General features: G+C 64.7%; 18 protein-coding genes. 11 read left to right on the forward strand and 7 right to left on the reverse strand.

Features of this window, described 5'->3' with window-relative positions:
• Positions 1-2: 2 nt before the first annotated feature.
• Complete coding sequence (locus NKH31_RS06640; protein WP_254864345.1) at positions 3-329, reverse strand: SHOCT domain-containing protein; 327 nt, start codon at positions 327-329, stop codon at positions 3-5.
• Positions 330-459: 130 nt separating this feature from the next.
• Here NKH31_RS06640 and NKH31_RS06645 point away from each other — a divergent pair, with 130 nt between their 5' ends.
• On the forward strand, positions 460-1,026 hold the full coding sequence (locus NKH31_RS06645) for a helix-turn-helix transcriptional regulator (protein WP_254864346.1): 567 nt from the start codon (positions 460-462) through the stop codon (positions 1,024-1,026).
• A gap of 172 nt (positions 1,027-1,198) precedes the next feature.
• Positions 1,199-1,501, forward strand: coding sequence for a hypothetical protein (locus tag NKH31_RS06650; protein ID WP_254864347.1), 303 nt, complete (start codon positions 1,199-1,201; stop codon positions 1,499-1,501).
• Positions 1,502-1,549: 48 nt separating this feature from the next.
• Here NKH31_RS06650 and NKH31_RS06655 read toward each other — a convergent pair whose 3' ends face one another.
• Positions 1,550-2,053 (reverse strand): DUF411 domain-containing protein, encoded by a 504-nt coding sequence (locus NKH31_RS06655; RefSeq protein ID WP_254864348.1) that lies wholly within the window; start codon positions 2,051-2,053, stop codon positions 1,550-1,552.
• A gap of 211 nt (positions 2,054-2,264) precedes the next feature.
• On the opposite strand from NKH31_RS06655, the gene NKH31_RS06660 reads away from it, so the two are divergent.
• The 3 genes from NKH31_RS06660 to NKH31_RS06670 all read left to right on the forward strand — a co-directional run bounded on the left by NKH31_RS06660 (position 2,265) and on the right by NKH31_RS06670 (position 6,435).
• Complete coding sequence (locus tag NKH31_RS06660; protein ID WP_254864349.1) at positions 2,265-2,771, forward strand: acyl-CoA thioesterase; 507 nt, start codon at positions 2,265-2,267, stop codon at positions 2,769-2,771.
• Between the two features lie 207 nt (positions 2,772-2,978).
• A complete protein-coding gene (locus tag NKH31_RS06665) occupies positions 2,979-5,432 on the forward strand; it encodes a ribonucleoside-diphosphate reductase subunit alpha (RefSeq protein ID WP_254864350.1) in 2,454 nt (817 codons plus the stop codon).
• A gap of 10 nt (positions 5,433-5,442) precedes the next feature.
• A complete protein-coding gene (locus NKH31_RS06670; RefSeq protein ID WP_254864351.1) occupies positions 5,443-6,435 on the forward strand; it encodes a ribonucleotide-diphosphate reductase subunit beta in 993 nt (330 codons plus the stop codon).
• A 1-nt stretch (position 6,436) separates the two neighbouring features.
• On the opposite strand, the gene NKH31_RS06675 is transcribed toward NKH31_RS06670, so the two are convergent.
• The gene (locus tag NKH31_RS06675; protein ID WP_254864352.1) at positions 6,437-6,808 is read right to left on the reverse strand and encodes a DUF5518 domain-containing protein; all 372 of its coding nucleotides are present in this window, start codon (positions 6,806-6,808) and stop codon (positions 6,437-6,439) included.
• Between the two features lie 146 nt (positions 6,809-6,954).
• Here NKH31_RS06675 and NKH31_RS06680 point away from each other — a divergent pair, with 146 nt between their 5' ends.
• The gene (locus NKH31_RS06680; RefSeq protein ID WP_254864353.1) at positions 6,955-7,998 is read left to right on the forward strand and encodes an NOG1 family protein; all 1,044 of its coding nucleotides are present in this window, start codon (positions 6,955-6,957) and stop codon (positions 7,996-7,998) included.
• An 82-nt stretch (positions 7,999-8,080) separates the two neighbouring features.
• Here the strand turns inward: NKH31_RS06680 and NKH31_RS06685 are convergent, their stop codons facing one another.
• Both NKH31_RS06685 and NKH31_RS06690 read right to left on the reverse strand, forming a co-directional pair.
• Entirely contained in the window at positions 8,081-8,569 is a 489-nt protein-coding gene (locus NKH31_RS06685) for a hypothetical protein (RefSeq protein WP_425492318.1), read from the reverse strand.
• A gap of 12 nt (positions 8,570-8,581) precedes the next feature.
• Positions 8,582-9,133 (reverse strand): DUF7342 family protein, encoded by a 552-nt coding sequence (locus tag NKH31_RS06690; RefSeq protein WP_343217295.1) that lies wholly within the window; start codon positions 9,131-9,133, stop codon positions 8,582-8,584.
• 374 nt (positions 9,134-9,507) lie between these two features.
• Between NKH31_RS06690 and NKH31_RS06695 the strand changes: the two genes are divergently transcribed.
• A complete protein-coding gene (locus NKH31_RS06695; RefSeq protein WP_254864356.1) occupies positions 9,508-10,560 on the forward strand; it encodes a guanosine monophosphate reductase in 1,053 nt (350 codons plus the stop codon).
• Between the two features lie 30 nt (positions 10,561-10,590).
• On the opposite strand, the gene NKH31_RS06700 is transcribed toward NKH31_RS06695, so the two are convergent.
• On the reverse strand, positions 10,591-10,968 hold the full coding sequence (locus NKH31_RS06700; protein ID WP_254864357.1) for a hypothetical protein: 378 nt from the start codon (positions 10,966-10,968) through the stop codon (positions 10,591-10,593).
• Between the two features lie 121 nt (positions 10,969-11,089).
• Between NKH31_RS06700 and hemC the strand changes: the two genes are divergently transcribed.
• From hemC to NKH31_RS06715, 3 genes are read left to right on the forward strand one after another with little or no spacing between them, the layout of a single operon-like run.
• The gene (gene hemC / locus NKH31_RS06705; RefSeq protein ID WP_254864358.1) at positions 11,090-12,217 is read left to right on the forward strand and encodes a hydroxymethylbilane synthase; all 1,128 of its coding nucleotides are present in this window, start codon (positions 11,090-11,092) and stop codon (positions 12,215-12,217) included.
• Positions 12,218-13,036: a uroporphyrinogen-III C-methyltransferase gene (gene cobA, locus NKH31_RS06710; RefSeq protein ID WP_254864359.1), complete on the forward strand. Its 819-nt coding sequence runs from the start codon at positions 12,218-12,220 to the stop codon at positions 13,034-13,036.
• Between the two features lie 4 nt (positions 13,037-13,040).
• The gene (locus NKH31_RS06715) at positions 13,041-13,820 is read left to right on the forward strand and encodes a uroporphyrinogen-III synthase (protein ID WP_254864785.1); all 780 of its coding nucleotides are present in this window, start codon (positions 13,041-13,043) and stop codon (positions 13,818-13,820) included.
• An 18-nt stretch (positions 13,821-13,838) separates the two neighbouring features.
• On the opposite strand, the gene NKH31_RS06720 is transcribed toward NKH31_RS06715, so the two are convergent.
• Positions 13,839-14,462, reverse strand: a complete 624-nt coding sequence (locus NKH31_RS06720; protein ID WP_254864360.1) for a hypothetical protein — start codon at positions 14,460-14,462, stop codon at positions 13,839-13,841.
• Positions 14,463-14,603: 141 nt separating this feature from the next.
• Between NKH31_RS06720 and recJ the strand changes: the two genes are divergently transcribed.
• Entirely contained in the window at positions 14,604-16,112 is a 1,509-nt protein-coding gene (gene recJ, locus NKH31_RS06725) for a RecJ family nuclease (protein ID WP_254864361.1), read from the forward strand.
• The last annotated feature ends 1,257 nt before the right edge of the window (positions 16,113-17,369 follow it).

The raw sequence follows: 17,369 nt of genomic DNA on the forward strand, positions 1-17,369 counted from the left end.
CGTCACTCTTCCCGACGAAGCCGCTCGCGACGGCGTTCGAACTCCTCGTCCGAGAGGTCGCCGCGGGCGTAGGCGATTCGTAACTCTTCGAGGGCCGCATCGGTCGACTCGCCGCGTCGAAACGCGCTGATAAGTAGGTAGCCGACGCCGACGACGAGGGCGATCAGTACGAGCCACGAGAAGAGTGGCCACCAGCCCGTTCCGTTCCACATTCCGCCGTGACCGGCGCCCATCAACGGCCACATGAGGACCATGCCGATCAGGGGAACGAGCAAGAAGAGCGCCACGATCACCAGTATCACCCGGAGGATAGCATCATCGGAAGTCATCGTATGAACGTATGCGATGTGGGATAAAGAACCCGGAGACCGTTCGCACGGATCGTCGCGTCTCACAGGGTCCGTCGGTCGGGAAACGTAACACGTAGGGACACCTGCCGACAATGACGACGTAACTCCCGTGACTCGAACCAGACTCGACGTCGCCGTCAGCGTCCTCGTCGGGGTTATCGTCCTCATCGGTATCGGTGCCGCATGGCAAACCTACCGCCAGGCCCAGGCGCACGGCCAGATGATGGGCCACAGCACGGTTGTCCACGGACCCCATCCGGTCTGGATTCTCTTCGGAACGCTCCTCGTCGCCGGAGCCATCGGCGGAATCTACTGGTTGGTTCGCGATCAGGTTCGCGACGACGGCGACCGCACGACGCCGCGTGCAGATCCCGCGAACCGACACGACGAAAACGACGCCGCAGCGAGTCAACCCGACGACGAACCGTCGGCGGCTTCCGCCGCCGGGGTTCGATCATCCGTCCTGGACGTCCTTCCGGAGGACGAACGGCGCATCCTCGAACCGGTGATCGATTCACCAGGGTTGACCCAGATCGCCCTGCGCGACCGCGCGGACTTCTCGAAGAGCAAGGTCAGTCAGACGGTAACCGACCTCGAAAAACGCGGATTGCTCTACCGCGAGCCCCAGGGGCGGACCTACCGCGTCTATCCAGCCGACGACCTCGACGAGCGGTGAGTGCGAATCGAACTGTCGAGGCCGTAGGCGAGCCCGTCGTCGAGCGGGTGCACGAACGATCTCGTCCGCCAGAGACGGTTAGAAGCGAGTAGAAACGTTCTCGAACGGTCTACTCGGCGAGTTCACGACGACGAGTCCTACTACGACCGCGCCGTACGATCGACCGAGTACCATGACAGCACTACGACTCTCGATCGCCGCGATCGTCATCCTCGGCTTGCTCGGCGGGATCGCACTGGTAAGTGCAGACGGCCAATCAGATGCAACCGTGATCGACTGGATGCACGACGGCATCGCCGATCACGTCCCGGGTGATCACCACAGTGGCGATCACACAACCCACCACGACGGTTCGCACGCCCAATATCACGAGAAACACCACGACGGTTCACACGCCCAATATCACGATGAACACCACGACGGAACGCACGTCCCGGGCGAACATCACCAGGACGGCGGAGAGTGCGTGACCTGATCCAGCATCTGTGTAGCGGGGGTCGAGTCGATGCGTAACTCGCTCGCGTCAAATCTCGTCGAAGACGTCGGTCTCGCCGTCGGCGTAGAACTCGTAGATCGTCCAGGTTTCGTCCTTCGAGCCGCCCATCCCCGGCGATCCCGCCGGCATGCCGGGAAGGGCGATGCCGACCGAATCGGTCTCGGTTTCCAGGTACTCCTGGATCGGTTCGACCGGTAGGTGACCCTCGAAAACAGAGCCGTCGAGGACGAGCGTGTGACAGCTTCGAAGCGTCGACGGAACGCCGAGGTCCGCTTTTCGTTCGAGTAACGCCGGTTGATCGTCGAGCACCTCGACCGCGAGATCCGCGTCGAGGTGATCTTCGAGGTAGGGCTGGTACTCGTCGCAACAAGCGCAGGTTGGTCCCTGGTACTGCGTTGCGGTGTCGGCGGCGAGATTCCCGTCGAGGTCGGACGAGGGTGGGTCCGAACCGTCGCCGATACAGCCCGCGACGCCGAGTCCGACCGTCGACGCGCCGAGTGCGAGGAGCGTCCGTCTGGTGGTATTAATCATGGGTGAGTGGCCGTTGAATCGATCGATAACGGTAAGATACCGTTCCTCGTGTATGAGTGGCCCGTCCCGTTCCTGCATGGTGGGAACGTCGCGAGACGGACCCGACCGATTCGATGGGAAAGTCGGGTTCCGGAACGCGGAAGTAGATAAGTTCTAGTTGTATTAGAACAAGTTAGATGGTGTTATGTGATCCGTCCGTCGAGTGGAGTCTATGTCCACTGAGGACCCATCGCGTCGATCAGCGACGCTCGCGGACTCGTACACGGAGATGAGCGAGATTCTGATGCCGAACCACACGAACAACCTCGGGCGAGCCCTCGGCGGGTCGATCCTCCACTGGATGGATATCTGCGGAGCCATCGCCGCCCGGCGGTTTGCCAACCGCCAGGTCGTCACCGCCGCCATGGATCACGTCGACTTCATCGCCCCGATCGACCTCGGCGATGTCGTGACGATCACGGCCTACGTCTTCGACACCGGCCGGACGAGCATGGACGTCACCGTCGATGTCCGAGCCGAGCGGCCGAATCGTCGGGAGCGAATCGACGCGGCGACCTCGTTCTTCAGCTTCGTCGCGCTCGATTCGGACGAACTGCCGACCGCCGTACCGGCGCTTCGCTGTCCGACCGAAGACCAGCGAGCGAAGCGAGAGGCCGCCCGTTCGGCGCGACTCGAGCGCAGGCAGGCGCTCGCCGAGCGGGGAGACCGTCACGAGTGATGGTACAACCGACCCATGAAGACAATTTAATTTGTCGTAGTACAATTTGACTTGGTAAACTTTATGTGGTGGGCCCCGGCACCGAGTACTGCGGCACGTAGATACCCTCGTCCGAGACGAGCCGAACCGACGCGGCCAGTGACGACGCTGTCGCTCGCCGCGACGGTGCGAAACCCGTCTCCCTCGAACTCCGAATCAGACACGACCATGACTCAGCACCCAACGCAGACGATCCCATCGATCGAATCGATACTCGATCGCGCGAAGACCGGCGTCGAGACGGTCCTACCGTGCGAGCGGCGCGACGAACTCGTCGCCGAGATCGAACGCACCAGCTACGACGGCGCTTCGACCGAAGAAGTGTACGACAGCGTCCTTCAGGCGCTCTCTGCGCGCGTCGAACGCGACCCCGAATATGGGCAACTCGCGGCAGCGGTCGCTCGCGAGCGACACTACCGCGAAGTACTCGGGATGGTGGCCGACGGATCCGATCTCGATCGGCGCTACCGCGATACGTTCGTATCGAACCTGGAGCACGGCGTCGAACGCGGGCGGCTCGACGATCGGCTCCTGACGCGCTTCGATCTCGACGAGCTGGCGTCGGCGCTCGCGATCGAGCGCGACGAGTCGCTCGACTACCTGGCCCTCGAGACGCTCACCCAGCGGTACTTCCTTCGGATCGACGCCGACGAACCGCCGCTCGAACTCCCGCAGGCGTTCTGGATGCGCGTCGCGATGGGCCTCGCGATCGACGAAGACGAGCCGACGCGGCGCGCCCGGTCGTTCTACGACGTGCTCTCGAAGCTGGAGTTCGTTCCCTCGACACCGACCCTCTTTCACAGTGGGACAGTTCACCCGCAACTCTCGTCGTGTTACCTGACGACCGTTCCCGACGACCTCGAAGAGATCTTCGAGGCGTACAAACACCACGCGCTGCTCTCGAAGTGGAGCGGCGGCCTCGGCAACGACTGGACGAACCTCAGGGCGGCCGGGGCGATGATCGAGTCGACCGGCGTCGAATCGACCGGCGTCGTCCCGTTTCTCCGGATCAGCAACGACGTAACGTCGGCGATCAACCGGTCGGGAAAACGACGCGGTGCCGCCTGCGCCTACCTGGCGTGCTGGCACCTCGACTTCCCGGCCTTCCTCGACCTCAAGCGAAACACGGGCGACGAACGTCGCCGGACACCGGACATGAACACGGCCGCGTGGGTCCCGGACCTGTTCGTCAAACGGGTTCGACGCGACGAGGAGTGGACGCTCTTTAGCCCCGACGAGGTTCCGGACCTACACGAGCTGTCGGGCGAGGCGTTCGAAACGCGATACCGCGAGTACGAACGTCTGGCCGACGCGGACGAACTCAGGCGATACGAGCGCGTCGAGGCGCGGTCGCTCTGGCGGACGATGCTCACCCGTCTCTTCGAGACCGGCCATCCCTGGATCACCTTCAAGGACCCCTGCGTCGTTCGCTCGCCACAGGACCACGTCGGAACGGTCCACTCGTCGAACCTCTGTACGGAGATCACGCTCAACACGAGCGCGGACGAACACGCCGTCTGCAACCTCGGGAGCGTCAACTACGCCGCTCACGTCCGAAACGGCGAACTCGACCGCACACACCTCGCTGAGACGGTCGAGACGGCGATGCGAATGCTCGACAACGTCGTCGACCTGTGTTTCTACCCGACCGAGGAAGCCGCCCGCTCGAACGAGCGCCACCGGCCGGTCGGGCTCGGGACGATGGGCTTTCACGACGCGTTGATGCAACTGGATATTCCACTGGCCTCAGAGCGAGCGCTCGAAACGGCCAACCGCTGGCAGGAGTTCGTCTCCTACCACGCGATCAAAAACTCCGCGACGCTCGCCAAAGAGCGCGGGACCTACCCCTCCTACGAGGGATCAAAGTGGGATCGGGGGCTTCTCCCCCAGGATACGGTCGACCGACTCGAAGCCGAGCGCGGTCACGAGATTCCCACCGACCGCGAGGAGACCCTGCCGTGGGACGACGTCCGCGACCGCGTCGACGAGTTCGGGGTTCGAAACTCGAACACGATGGCGATCGCGCCGACGGCAACGATTTCGACCATCGCCGGCACCACACCCTCGATCGAGCCGATCTACTCGAACCTTCACGTGAAGTCGAATATGAGCGGCGACTTCACGATCGTCAACGAGCACCTCGTCTCCGACCTGGACGAGCGCGGCCTCTGGGACGACGAGATGGTCGACCGGCTCACTTACTACGACGGCTCGGTCCAGGAGATCGACGCCGTCCCGGACGCGCTCAAAGAACGGTATCGCGGCGCGTTCGAGATCGACCCGCGTCACTTGCTCCGCCTGACCGCCCACCGCCAGACCTGGATCGACCAGTCCGTCTCGCACACCGTCTTCTTCCCCTCGACCGACGGCTCACTGCTCGCCGACGTCTACGAGAGGGCCTGGGAACTCGGCCTCAAGACGACCTACTACCTCCGGACGCTCGGCGCCACCCAGATCGAGAAGTCGACGCTCGATCCGACGGAGTACGAGAAGACTCAGCACCGAGACGAGTTCGATTCCAACCATCGAGACGTGTTCAGTTCCGACGAACGCGACGCGTGCGACCGACAGAGCGGAGAACTGCACACCGTCGACGATCCGACCTGCGAATCCTGTCAGTAACTTACGAACCATGCCACTGCTAGACACCGACGCCGAACACGACCCGAACAAGATACTGCCGATCGAGTACGACTGGGCCCGCGAGTACTACGTCGCCGGCGTGGCCAACAACTGGACCCCGGAAGAGATTCCGATGGGAGACGACGTCACCCAGTGGCGAGGGGACGCCCTCACCGACGCCGAGCGCCAGCTCGTCGAGTGGAACCTCGGGTTCTTCTCGACGGCCGAATCGCTCACCGCGAACAACCTCGTCCTCGCCGTCTACGACCACGTCACGGCCCCGGAGTGTCGCCAGTACCTCCTCCGGCAGGCCTACGAGGAGGCGATCCACACGGACACGTTCATTTACTGCTGTGACTCGCTCGGCTTCGAGCCGGAGTACCTCTACGGGATGTACGACCGAATCCCGTCGATCGCCGAGAAAGACGAATTCGTCGTCGACATGACGCGCGTTGTCGACTCCCCGGACTTTTCCATACAGACGGACGAGGACGTTCTGGACTTCCTGCGCGATCTCGTCGGCTTCTACGTCGTCATGGAGGGGATCTTCTTCTACGCCGGATTCGCGATGATGCTCGGACTGAAGCGCCGGAACAGGATGGTCGGCATCGGCCAGCAGTTCGAGTACATCCTCCGAGACGAGTCTCTCCACGTGGGGTTCGGCGTCGAACTCATCGACGGGATCCGGGTCGAGCACCCCGATGCCTGGACGGACGCGTTCGAAAGGGAGGTGATCGACCTGCTCACCGAAGCCGTCGAACTGGAGAAGATTTACGCCCGCGAGGCGTGCCCCGAGGACGTTCTCGGGATGAGTAGCGAACAGTTCTGTGAGTACGTCGAACACGTCGCAGACCGCCGGCTCCGACAGCTCGGCCTGCCGACCCAGTACGGGACCGACAATCCGTTCCCGTGGATGACAGAGCAGGTGGATCTGAACAAGGAGAAGAACTTCTTCGAAACGCAGGTGACCGAGTACCAGAGCGGCGGCCGACTCGACTGGTAGCTCACCCGTTCATCGCCCCGCCGACCGCCCCCGCGATCGCGCTCTCGATGGCCATGACGAACGCGACGAAGAACGCGACCAGCAGGATGCCGAGCCCCGCCAGCCCGCCGACGATCGCGCCGACCGGGCCCAGGGCGAGACTCCCGATACCGACCGCGAGCGCCAGCACGACCCCCGCGACGATCGCACCGAGGCCACCGGCGAGCAATCCGTGCCAGGCGCCCCGTCCCAGCCCGCCGCCGGCCATGTAACCGGCGACGAATCCGCCGAGCAGTCCCGCGACGAGCTGGCCGAAGACCGGAACCGAGAGCCCGAGGATCGAGGCGACGGTGATGACGAGAAAGCCGACGATCACGGCGCGCCAGTCAGTCATGGTGAGAGTGAGGGCTGGTGCTGGCAAAAGGCCGTCGTTGATCCTCGCGTACGCGAGTCGGTTATCGTCCAGTCAGGACCTTTCGTCCAGTCTGGACCGCCGGCGCCAACGGACGCGCTTTTATGAGCGCCGCCCGTAGCGACGGTATGATTTTCGAGGACCTTCCGACGACGCCGACGTCGGAAGAGCTGATCGACAAGGCGTTCTCACGGGCGTCACGAGCCGGTCGGGCCCAGCAGGGCCTGGACGCCCAGCAGTCGATGCTGCAGACGGCGGGCAACATCATCTCCGATAACCTAGAAAACGTCGTGACCGCCTGGCCCGACTTCGAGTACGACGTCGACCCGTTCTACACGGAACTGGCCGAGGCTATTCTCGCCTCGATCACGCTCGGACCCGAAGCGGACGACCCCGAGGACGAACGAACCGGCGTCGACGGACTCCGGCAGGCGCTCTCGCGGGTGACCTGGGCGTCGAGACAGACCGCGGAGATCCAGCGCGAGTACCAGTCGAAGCTCCGGAAGACGGACGTCGACACCGCCAGAAAGCACAGAAAGCAGGCGTTCGCGCGACTGGCCGACGTCGTCGAGCAGGTCGACCCGGACCTCCGGGCGATCAACGACGCCCGAAACGCCCTCCGGGACCTCCCGGAGATCAACCCGGACGAGCCGACGATCGTCGTCGCCGGCTATCCGAACGTCGGCAAGTCGTCGTTCGTCAACGACGTGACCAACGCCCGCGGCGAGACCGCGAGCTACCCGTTCACGACGAAGGGAGTCGGCCTCGGCCACCTCGAACGCGATCACATCCGCTATCAGCTGGTTGACACGCCCGGCCTGCTCGATCGACCGGCCGAAGAGCGAAACGAGATCGAATCCCAGGCGGTCAGCGCCATCGAGCACCTCGCCGACTGCGTGCTGGTGTTTCTGGACCCGAGCGGCTCCTGTGGCTACCCGATCGACAGCCAGCTCGAACTGCGCGACTCGGTCGTCCGACAGTTCGACGCCCTCGACGTTCCCGTCCTGACGATCGCGAACAAAGCGGATCGGTTCGATCCCGACGACGCCTCGATCCCCGACCTCGACGCCGACTACCACATGAGCGTCGAGACCGGCGAGCACGTCGAGGCGGTGCTCGAGGCGGCCATCGAGGCGATCGGCTACGAGCCGGAGCTGCCGTTCGAGAGCTAACGCCAATCACGGAGCGCCGTCGAAGTAGCCGCGTCGGTCGGAGAAGACGGGACAGGCGAGAAACGAGTGGTACACCGAGTGCTTACACCGGCCAACCAGGGAGCGAGGGAGTCTCACCCTCCCAACGAATCGAATCGATTGCCGACGGGAGCTGCTGCAGTCGCTCATCGAGCACGGAAAGCGGGTGCGAATCGAGAAACGACGCGCTGTAGCGATCGACGGCTGCGTCTTCGAAATTGAGCTGAACGTGACACGGTCCGAGATCGGCGTGGTCGGCATCTCGATGGAAGCCGAGCATAACGTTGCGCTCCGGTTCGATCCAGTTGATGCGGTAGTATTCGTGGTCGACACCGGTCGGGTACCAGAACCGAAGTTCCAGTCGTGCGCGGTCCGCGTCGGCGGGGTCGCCAAGAAACGTTGTCGGCGCGACATCCGCGATCACGTACCGCGGCCGTCGGCGAGACGGGCGAAAGCGCACGTTCTCGCAGCCGGCCTGTTTCGTTACTCGGGCGTGGACGTCTCGGAGGAGAGTGCGCTGTGTATATCGGTCGCGACCAGCAAGAAAAATCATCGGGAGAGTCACCTAGCTCGTGGCGCGGTCTGTCGCGTCGGTCGTTCGCTCGCGAGCAGACTCGACATCCGAGTAGAGTTCCAGGGCGTGTTTGATGAGACGGCGGTCCGCCTCGTTTTCACGCCAGAACGCGATCACGTCACGACGCTTACGGAGCTGTTCGCTCGAGAGGGTACAGTCGGCGAGCGTCTGTTCGAGATCTTCCCACGTCTCGACGTCGTACGTTTCCTGCCACTCCTCGATCTCCCTGGTAATCGCCGCTAATTCGTCACGAAGGTCCTCGCGCGCGTTCTTTTCTATGAGCATGCGGATTTCGTCGAAGAGTAACTGCGTGTGATCGGGCTGGTAGAGCGTCCTCTCGCCGGCCTCGACGCGGCACAAGACGCCCTCCTCGACGAGATCCTGTACTTCGTCGTTCGTCGTACTCCAGGCCGCATCCGCCCGGTCGCTGATCCAGTTGATCGATCGGGGTTCGCGGAGCGTGGTAGCGATCGCTCGAATGCGTTCGCGGGCGCTCATCGACTCGGTCCACGACTGTACCCCATTTTGGGAGGACTCGGACATCCGTGCCACCTCTACCGGCAGTGTTCGCACTATATTCGCATATATGTTTGTATTCTCTTGAATAGTCAAGAGTGTTTGCGAGCACGGCCACGCTTCTGGTGACACGCCGGATCGGAGGAATCTGCAGACGGAACAGGCCACGTGCATAGAGTCGTTCGGAAGACGACGTCCCATGACTGAGCAGAGCGAAGCTAAGCGGGAACGAAGTTCCCGCGAGGTCAGCGGGACGTACGCCCCGCCAGACTCCGCGAGGGCCGCGAGACCGTCGGTCTCGCCTGATGACGAGAGGGTCTGTTTTTCGAATTACATGACCCCAGTCGGTTCACCGAAACAGCACCACCCTTTTTGCGCTCGACACCGTCTCTATGTGCGGCATGGACGAACTCCGAACGGGACTGTCCTACGGCGACGTACTCGTCGTCCCCCAGCGCTCGGGCGTCGACAGTCGCCAGCAGGTCGATCTGTCGACGCGCCTCACAGATGATATCGAACTCGCGACGCCGTTGCTCTCCGCACCGATGGACACCGTCACCGAGGCCGAGACGGCCATCGCGATGACCGAAGCCGGCGGGATGGGAACGATCCACCGCTTCCTCTCGATCGACGAACAGGCCGACGAGGTACGCCAGGCGGCCGAAGCCGGCGCGACGGTCGGCGCCGCCGTGGGCATCGCCGGTGAGCCACTCGCTCGTGTCGAAGCCGTTCTCGACGCCGGCGCCGACAGCGTGATGGTCGACGTCGCCCACGGCCACCTGCAGCGGTGTCTCGACGTGGTGGGCGACCTTCGCCGGGCCTTCCCCGACGTTTCGCTCGTCGCCGGAAACGTCGCGACGCCGACGGGCGTCGCCGACCTGGCCGACGCCGGCGCAGACTGCGTCAAAGTCGGGATCGGGCCCGGCTCACACTGTACGACCCGCCGCGTCGCAGGCGCCGGCGTCCCGCAGCTCACCGCCGTCAGCGACTGCGCCGAGGCGGCTCGAGAGTACGACGTCAGAATCGTCGCCGACGGCGGCATCCGGTGTTCCGGCGACGCCGTGAAAGCGCTACTCGCCGGCGCGGACGCGGTTATGATGGGGAGTCTCTTCGCCGGAACGACCCAAGCGCCGACGGAGGTGATCGAGATCGACGGCACCCGCTATAAACGCTCGCGCGGGATGGCGACGACCGCCGCCAACGAGGCCCGAACCGATTCGGACGACGTTCCGGACGCCGACGAAGGAGTCGAAGGATTGACCGAGTACAAGGGCTCGCTCGTCGACGTCGCCGCCGAGTTCGCCGCCGGCATCCGCTCCGGACTGAGCTACGCGGGTGGCCACACCATCGGCGACGCTCGCGAGAACGCCGAGTTCATCCGCGTCGCCGAGAGCGCCCGCGATCTCGAGGGAGCACACGGCGATCACGACTGGGAGAACGTCATCGTCGAGTGAGTTGGACGAACCCGTTTCGAACGATTCCGCCTACCGGTCGTCGAGAATCGCGAGGACGACGGCGGCCAGCAGGACGATCGAGAAGAGGATCGTCAGCCCCTGCGACACCGTCGCGATCTGACTGTCGACGTCGCCGCCGGTGAGTAACTCGACAATATCGCCGGCCGCCCGCATCGAGCCGCCGACGCCGGCGAGCGCGAGTAATCCGAGCCCGTAGGTCGCCACGTCGTTCCGATCGGTCGACAGCCCGAGGCGTCCGAGAAAGACGCAGGCGACCCCGAGCGCCGCCGGAATGAGCGCCGTGAAGTGAGGGTCATCCGGCGCGACGTAGCCGACGACGCCGACGGTTGCCAGCGCGACGCCGACAGCGATGGCGATCCGATACGGATCTCGCGTAGATTGTGCCATGGGGGCGAATGTCGGAGCGAGAAAAAACTACTTTCGGTACGATCGACGAAACGTGTGAGAAGATCGCACGGACCGAACGCAGAGCGTGTCGTTTTCGTACCCTCGGCCCGGAGAGGCGTACATGAGAACACGGGGGACGCTACGACTGGCGACGCGAGGGTCGCTGCTCGCCAGGCGGCAGGCTTCGATCGTCAGCGAGCGGCTCGAAGAACGACGGTACGAGGTCGAACTCGTCCCCGTCGAGACGACCGGCGACCAGATCCGAGACGAGTTGATCCACCGCCTCGGCAAGACCGGCGCGTTCGTCCGCGAACTCGACGAGCGCGTGCTCGACGGCGAGTGCGACGCGGCGATCCACTCGCTGAAAGACGTCCCCACCGAACAGCCGTCGGATCTGGTGACGGCCGCGGTTCCCGAGCGCGGGCCGGCCGGGGACGTCCTCGTCACCCCGGACGGGGCGTCGTTCGACGAGCTTCCAACGGAGGCGACCGTCGGCACCGCCAGCCTGCGCCGACGCGCGGAGTTACTCACACAGCGACCGGACCTCACGGTCGAGCCGATTCGCGGTAACGTCGACACCCGACTCGAAAAACTGCTCGCCCCCAGCCTCCAGGCCGAACACCAACGACGAAGCGAGGCCGACAGCGAGCGAAAGGGCAACGTCGGAAACGACGATTTCGAGCCGACGTTCGATCGGACCGTCGAGGAGTGGTTCGACGACCGCCCCGAACTCGAAAAGCAAGCCCTCGGCCGCGAGGTCGAGACCGAGTACGACGCGATCGTCCTGGCCAGAGCCGGCCTCGAACGGAGCGGGCTCAGCCACGCCGTTTCGTTCCGGGACCTGCCGACGACGACGTTCGTCCCCGCTCCCGGACAGGGCGCGCTCGCCGTGACGGCGACCGACGGCGAAACCGCCCGCGAGATCCAGGCCGCGATCGACCACCCGCGAAGCCGCGTCGAGGTGACGGTCGAACGGACGATTCTCGCGACGCTCGGCGGCGGCTGTATCGCTCCGCTCGGCATTCACGCGACGGTCCAGGGCGAGTACGTCCACACCGCCGTGGCCGTCTTCGATCGAGACGGCGACGAGTCGATCACCGCCACCCGAGACCTGCCGATCGAGACGCACGCGACCGCCGCCCGCGAATTCGCCGAGGATCTGGCCGACCGAGGCGCGGCCGACCTGATCGAATCCGCCCGCCGGGACGCCGATGAGGCGGACGCAGACGACCTGCCGGAGGGGAAGTAGATGCCGGGCGAATCCGACGAGGAGGCGACAGCACCTGGCGACGGCGCCGCTACCGAGATCGGATTCGTCTCGCTCGTCGGGAGCGGCCCCGGCGATCCCGAACTCCTGACCGTGAAGGCGACGCGCCGACTCGAGGAGGCGGACGTCGTCTTGCACGACAAGCTTCCCGGCCCCGAGATCATCGAGCAACTCCCGGACGACGCCCGGGAAGACGTCGGCAAGCGCGCCGGGGGCGAGCGAACCGCACAATCTGCGATCAACGAGCGGCTGGTCGAACTCGCCCGCGAGGGAAAGCGCGTCGTCCGGCTCAAAGGCGGCGATCCGTTCGTCTTCGGGCGGGGCGGCGAGGAGGCCGAGTACCTCGCCGATCACGGGATTCCGTTCGAGGTGGTCCCCGGCGTCACCTCGGCCGTGGCGGCCCCCGCGGTCGCGGGGATCCCGGTCACCCACCGCGATCACGCCTCGTCCGTTTCGTTCGTCACCGGCCACGAGGACCCGACGAAGCCGGAATCGGCGATCGACTGGGAGGCGCTCGCCGCGACCGGAGGGACGATCGTCGTCCTGATGGGCGTCGGCAAGCTTCCGGCGTACACCGCGGCCCTGCGCGAGGCCGGAATGGACCCCGAGACGCCGGTCGCCCTGATCGAACGCGGAACGCGTCCGGGCCAGCGCGTCGCGACCGGGACCCTCGACACCATCGTCGACGAACGCGACGCGGCGGGGATCGAACCGCCCGCCGTGACCGTCATCGGCGACGTCGCGGCGACGCGCGAGTCCGTCCGAGAACGGCTCGGGAACGGGGTGAGCGACGATGCGTGAGGATATGGCGTCGCGTTCCGACGCGGAGGCCGCCGCGAACGCGGCGACGGGCCGACCGCGCGTCGCCGTCTTTAGACCCGACGACGAGCGGCTCGAGTCGGCCGTCTCGCTTCTTTCCGACCTGGGCGTCGAACCCGTCCCCGATCCGATGCTCGCAGTCGAGCCGACCGGCGAGACACCCCGCGAGAACGCCGACTACGTCGTGTTGACGAGCAAGACCGGCGCCGAACTCGCCGCCGAGGCCGGCTGGGAGCCGGGTGCGTCGACGGTCTGTGCGATCGGACCGGCGACCAGCGCGTCGATGGAAGCCGTCGGGTACGCGGTCGATCTGGTCCCCGACGAGTACACCTCGAGCGGACTCGTCGAGACGCTCGAAAGTGAGGCGGACCTCGACGGAGCGAGCGTCGAAGTCGCCCGCAGCGACCACGGCAGTCCGGTGCTCCTCGATGGCCTGTCCGCGGCGGGAGCGGACGTCCACGAGACGGTACTCTATCGCCTCGTCAGACCGCCAGAAAGCGGTGACGCCGTCGACCTCGCTGCGAGCGGCGACCTCGACGCCGCCTGCTTTACCTCGTCGCTGACGGTCGAGCACTTCTTCGAAGCCGCGACGGAGCGCGGGACGACCGACGCCGTCGCTGTCGGACTCGACCGAGCCGTGGTCGGCGCGATCGGCGAACCGACGAGAGAGACGCTGACCGCGTTCGGTATCGACGCCGACGTCGTGGCCAGCGAGGCGACGTTCGATGCGCTCGCTCGCGAGACGGTCGCAGCGGTCGATCGCTAGGCCGGCGGGAACAGGAGATCAACGGGTCCGCGTCGGCTCCGACGCATCGCCCGAAATGTGCGTCGAGACGTACGACGCGGCAGGATCGATCGCGTACCATAGCTCTCGGGCGATCAACGCTACCGGTCCGATCGCCGCCAGTAGAAACAGGACGTCGTAGAACCACATCGTCCCGCCGAGCAACTCGATCAGCGGGGCGAAACCGCGGTGGGCGACGAGAATTGCCCCGAGAATCATCGTCCAGAACGTAACGGAGGCAACGTGCTCGCGGAGGGTTGTGGGACCGCCGGACAGCGCGTGGACGAACGACGGGAGCACGATGGCGAGGTACCCGAAGACGGCCACGAAGGAGACGGTGAGGACGGCGCTCCCGACGGCGGCGAAGGTCGGTCCCGCGACGTCGATGCCGGGCAATAGGCCGATCAGAACGAGGACGATCGCGACGGCGAGACCGCCGAAGACCAATCGGCAAACGGCCTCGGTGGCGTCGGTCTCGTCCGCCGTCTGTGACCACCGGGTCGGGTCGAAGGACCCGCCGGACCGGAGTGCGTCGACGAAGTCACGCGCGGCGGTCGAATCAACGCCGTCAGCCGCTCGCTCGTCGGTCGATTCCGTGTCAGACGTCGGTTCAGTGGAACGCATAGTGGAGCGGTTCATCGATCGGCCTGTAAAAGTCGGCTACCGTTCGCCGTCGTTCAGCGAATTCGAACGGTCACAAACGATGTGAACGGTGGGCGGGCGACACCCGCAGCTTTATCCCGGATGGGGCGGCTACCGGCGACTGTGACCGAGCCCGTCCCCGCGCTGGCCGAGCGAGCGACCCGCTGTGCAACGCGGCTGCTCGCCGCCGAGCGCGTCCTGCTCGCCTCTCACATCGACGCAGACGGGCTCACGAGTGCGGCGGTCGCCGCGAGCGCGCTCGAACGAGCCGGGAAATCATTCGAAGTCGTCTTCGAGAAGCAACTCGACGAGGAGGCGATCGACAGGATTGCGGCGACGGACTACGAGACGGTCTGGTTCACGGACTTCGGAAGCGGGCAGCTCGACGTCATCTCGACGTACGAAACGAATGGAGCGTTCACGCCGGTGATCGCGGACCACCACCAGCCCGCCGACGCCGACACCGAGTATCACTGTAACCCCCTACTCGAAGGGATCGACGGGGCGAGCGAACTCTCGGGTGCGGGGACCGCGTACGTCGTCGCACGGGCGATGGCAACGCTACAAGAAAAACGCGGCGACTCCCCCACCAAGCGGATGTCGGCACGTTCGACCGCCGAGGACGGAGCCACCGTCGCGACGACCGCCAGATCGGACAACCGCGATCTGGCGGCGCTGGCGGTCGTCGGCGCGGTCGGCGACATGCAAGCCTCGAGCGGCCAGTTACACGGCGCGAACGCCGCGATCGTCGAGGAGGGCGTCGACGCCGGCGTCGTCGAGACGGGGACGGACCTCGCACTCTACGGCACGCAGACCCGTCCGCTCCCGAAGCTGCTGGAGTACGCGACCGACGTCTACATTCCCGGTATCTCGAACGATCAGGGCGGCGCCATGCGCTTTCTCGACGGCCTTGACCTCGATCTCAGAGACGAAGAAAACGAGTGGCGTCGATGGGCAGATCTCACCGCCGACGAGAAACAGACCGTCGCGAGTTCGCTGGTCCAGCGGGCCATCTCACGGGGCGTTCCCGCCTCGAAGATCGACGGCCTCGTCGGCACGAGTTACCGACTCGCCGCCGAACCGCCAGGGACCGAGCTCCGCGACGCGAGCGAGTTCTCAACGCTTCTCAACGCCACCGCTCGCTACGATCGGGCGGACGTCGGTCTGGCCGTCTGCCTCGGCGATCGCGACGGAGCACTGGAGCGAGCACGGACGCTCCTCCAATCACATCGACGGAACCTCTCGAACGGGATCGACCTCGTCACAAACGAGGGAGTCACGGTCGAAGAACACCTGCAGTGGTTCCACGCTGGCGACCGCATCCGCGAGACAATCGTCGGAATCGTCGCCGGAATGGCGCTCGGCAACGAGGGGATCGACCGCAACCGACCGATCCTGGCGTTCGCCGAGAAAGACGACGAAGCGGAGGTGAAGGTCTCCGGCCGAGGCACGCACGCGCTGGTTCGTCAGGGTCTCGATCTCTCTGTCGTCCTCGGCGAGGCCGCGAGAGCCGTCGGCGGCGACGGCGGCGGACACGACGTGGCCGCCGGGGCGACGGTGCCAGCCGGCCGAGAACCGGAGTTTCTCGAACGCGCCGACGAGCTAGTGGGCGAACAGATCGAATCCGAGTGACTGGCTCGCGACGTGCGAGCGCGGCCGCGCACAGTTTCAATTTCTGGTAGCGACCGCTCGGTTCGTCACCGGTATCCGATCGAACGAGCGCTAACACGAGTGTGCGAATCGCAGAATCCCGACGTTCCGAGATTCTATATATCGTTATGCGATGTACTATTTAAGTGGACAGTCCTTCTACGCTCTCGAATTGGAACCAATCCCGATCATGGCACACGCCAGACCCAATCCGCGGAAATGCTCGAGAGCAGGTGCGGACTCACCACTGTGACCCCAGCCAAAATTTGTGACCCCTTGAGTAGGAGATATCGAACTGTCCACCAGACACTGATCGGGGCCGGTGGCCGATTTCATCGGATAACAGCCGACCACCACCCCACCACGACCACAAACTCAACAATTCCACCGCAGGACCACACCGCCAGTACCCAATCTGCGTGCACCGATTGTGAAGGTTCCATCCGCCACCCTGTACGCGTAACGTGACGATCCGCCCCCGGCACGAGCGAAGTGAACGACTTACCCCTGGAGTCGCAGCCGAAAACCGCCCCCGCACGATGTGCGAACCGATACCGAAATATCGGATGGTCCAACCCATCGGGCCGCCACTATCGCACAAAAGTAGATCAGGAACGCGAGCCTACGACATGAGCTGATGACGGTGGCGACTCGATAACGCAAATTCGATCCGATTGTCCGATGCCCGCGACCGGCTGACTCGTCCGTTCGAACGCACCCTCGTCGACGCCAACTAATCGAGACCGACCGACATCACGGCCACTTCTTTAAGTGATGAATCCCATAGTGCGATATCGAATTTGGCGAAGCGGTCGATTCGACGCGCTCAGAGAACAGTATTCCGACACGCGTACGAGGCCAGACCGACGTCACGAATAAACCCGGACGAATGGTCCGACCACTGACGAGCGGTTTCCCAACTGAACAACACATGGACGCGACGTAGCGAATCGACCGAAAAGCCCCGACATGCAATCGGGAAACCCATCATGGCCTAGCTGATTCGGTTCGAGTTACCAGCCGACCCATCGCGCGATACGCATCGAAAAGTGAGTAGTAGTCGCCCCCGGTAGAGCGATCGATCGCCAGTTTTCGGACGTGGAGTGAATTCGCGAGGACGTCAACAACCGACCCCGTCTGTCGATCGTATCGAACGAATCGGACGAAGGAGATCTCGACGCGATATCGCACGACCACAACAGCGAACCCACACTGAATAATGCTGATTTTCGACCATCA

Source organism: Halovivax gelatinilyticus (assembly GCF_024300625.1).
Classification (GTDB): domain Archaea; phylum Halobacteriota; class Halobacteria; order Halobacteriales; family Natrialbaceae; genus Halovivax; species Halovivax gelatinilyticus.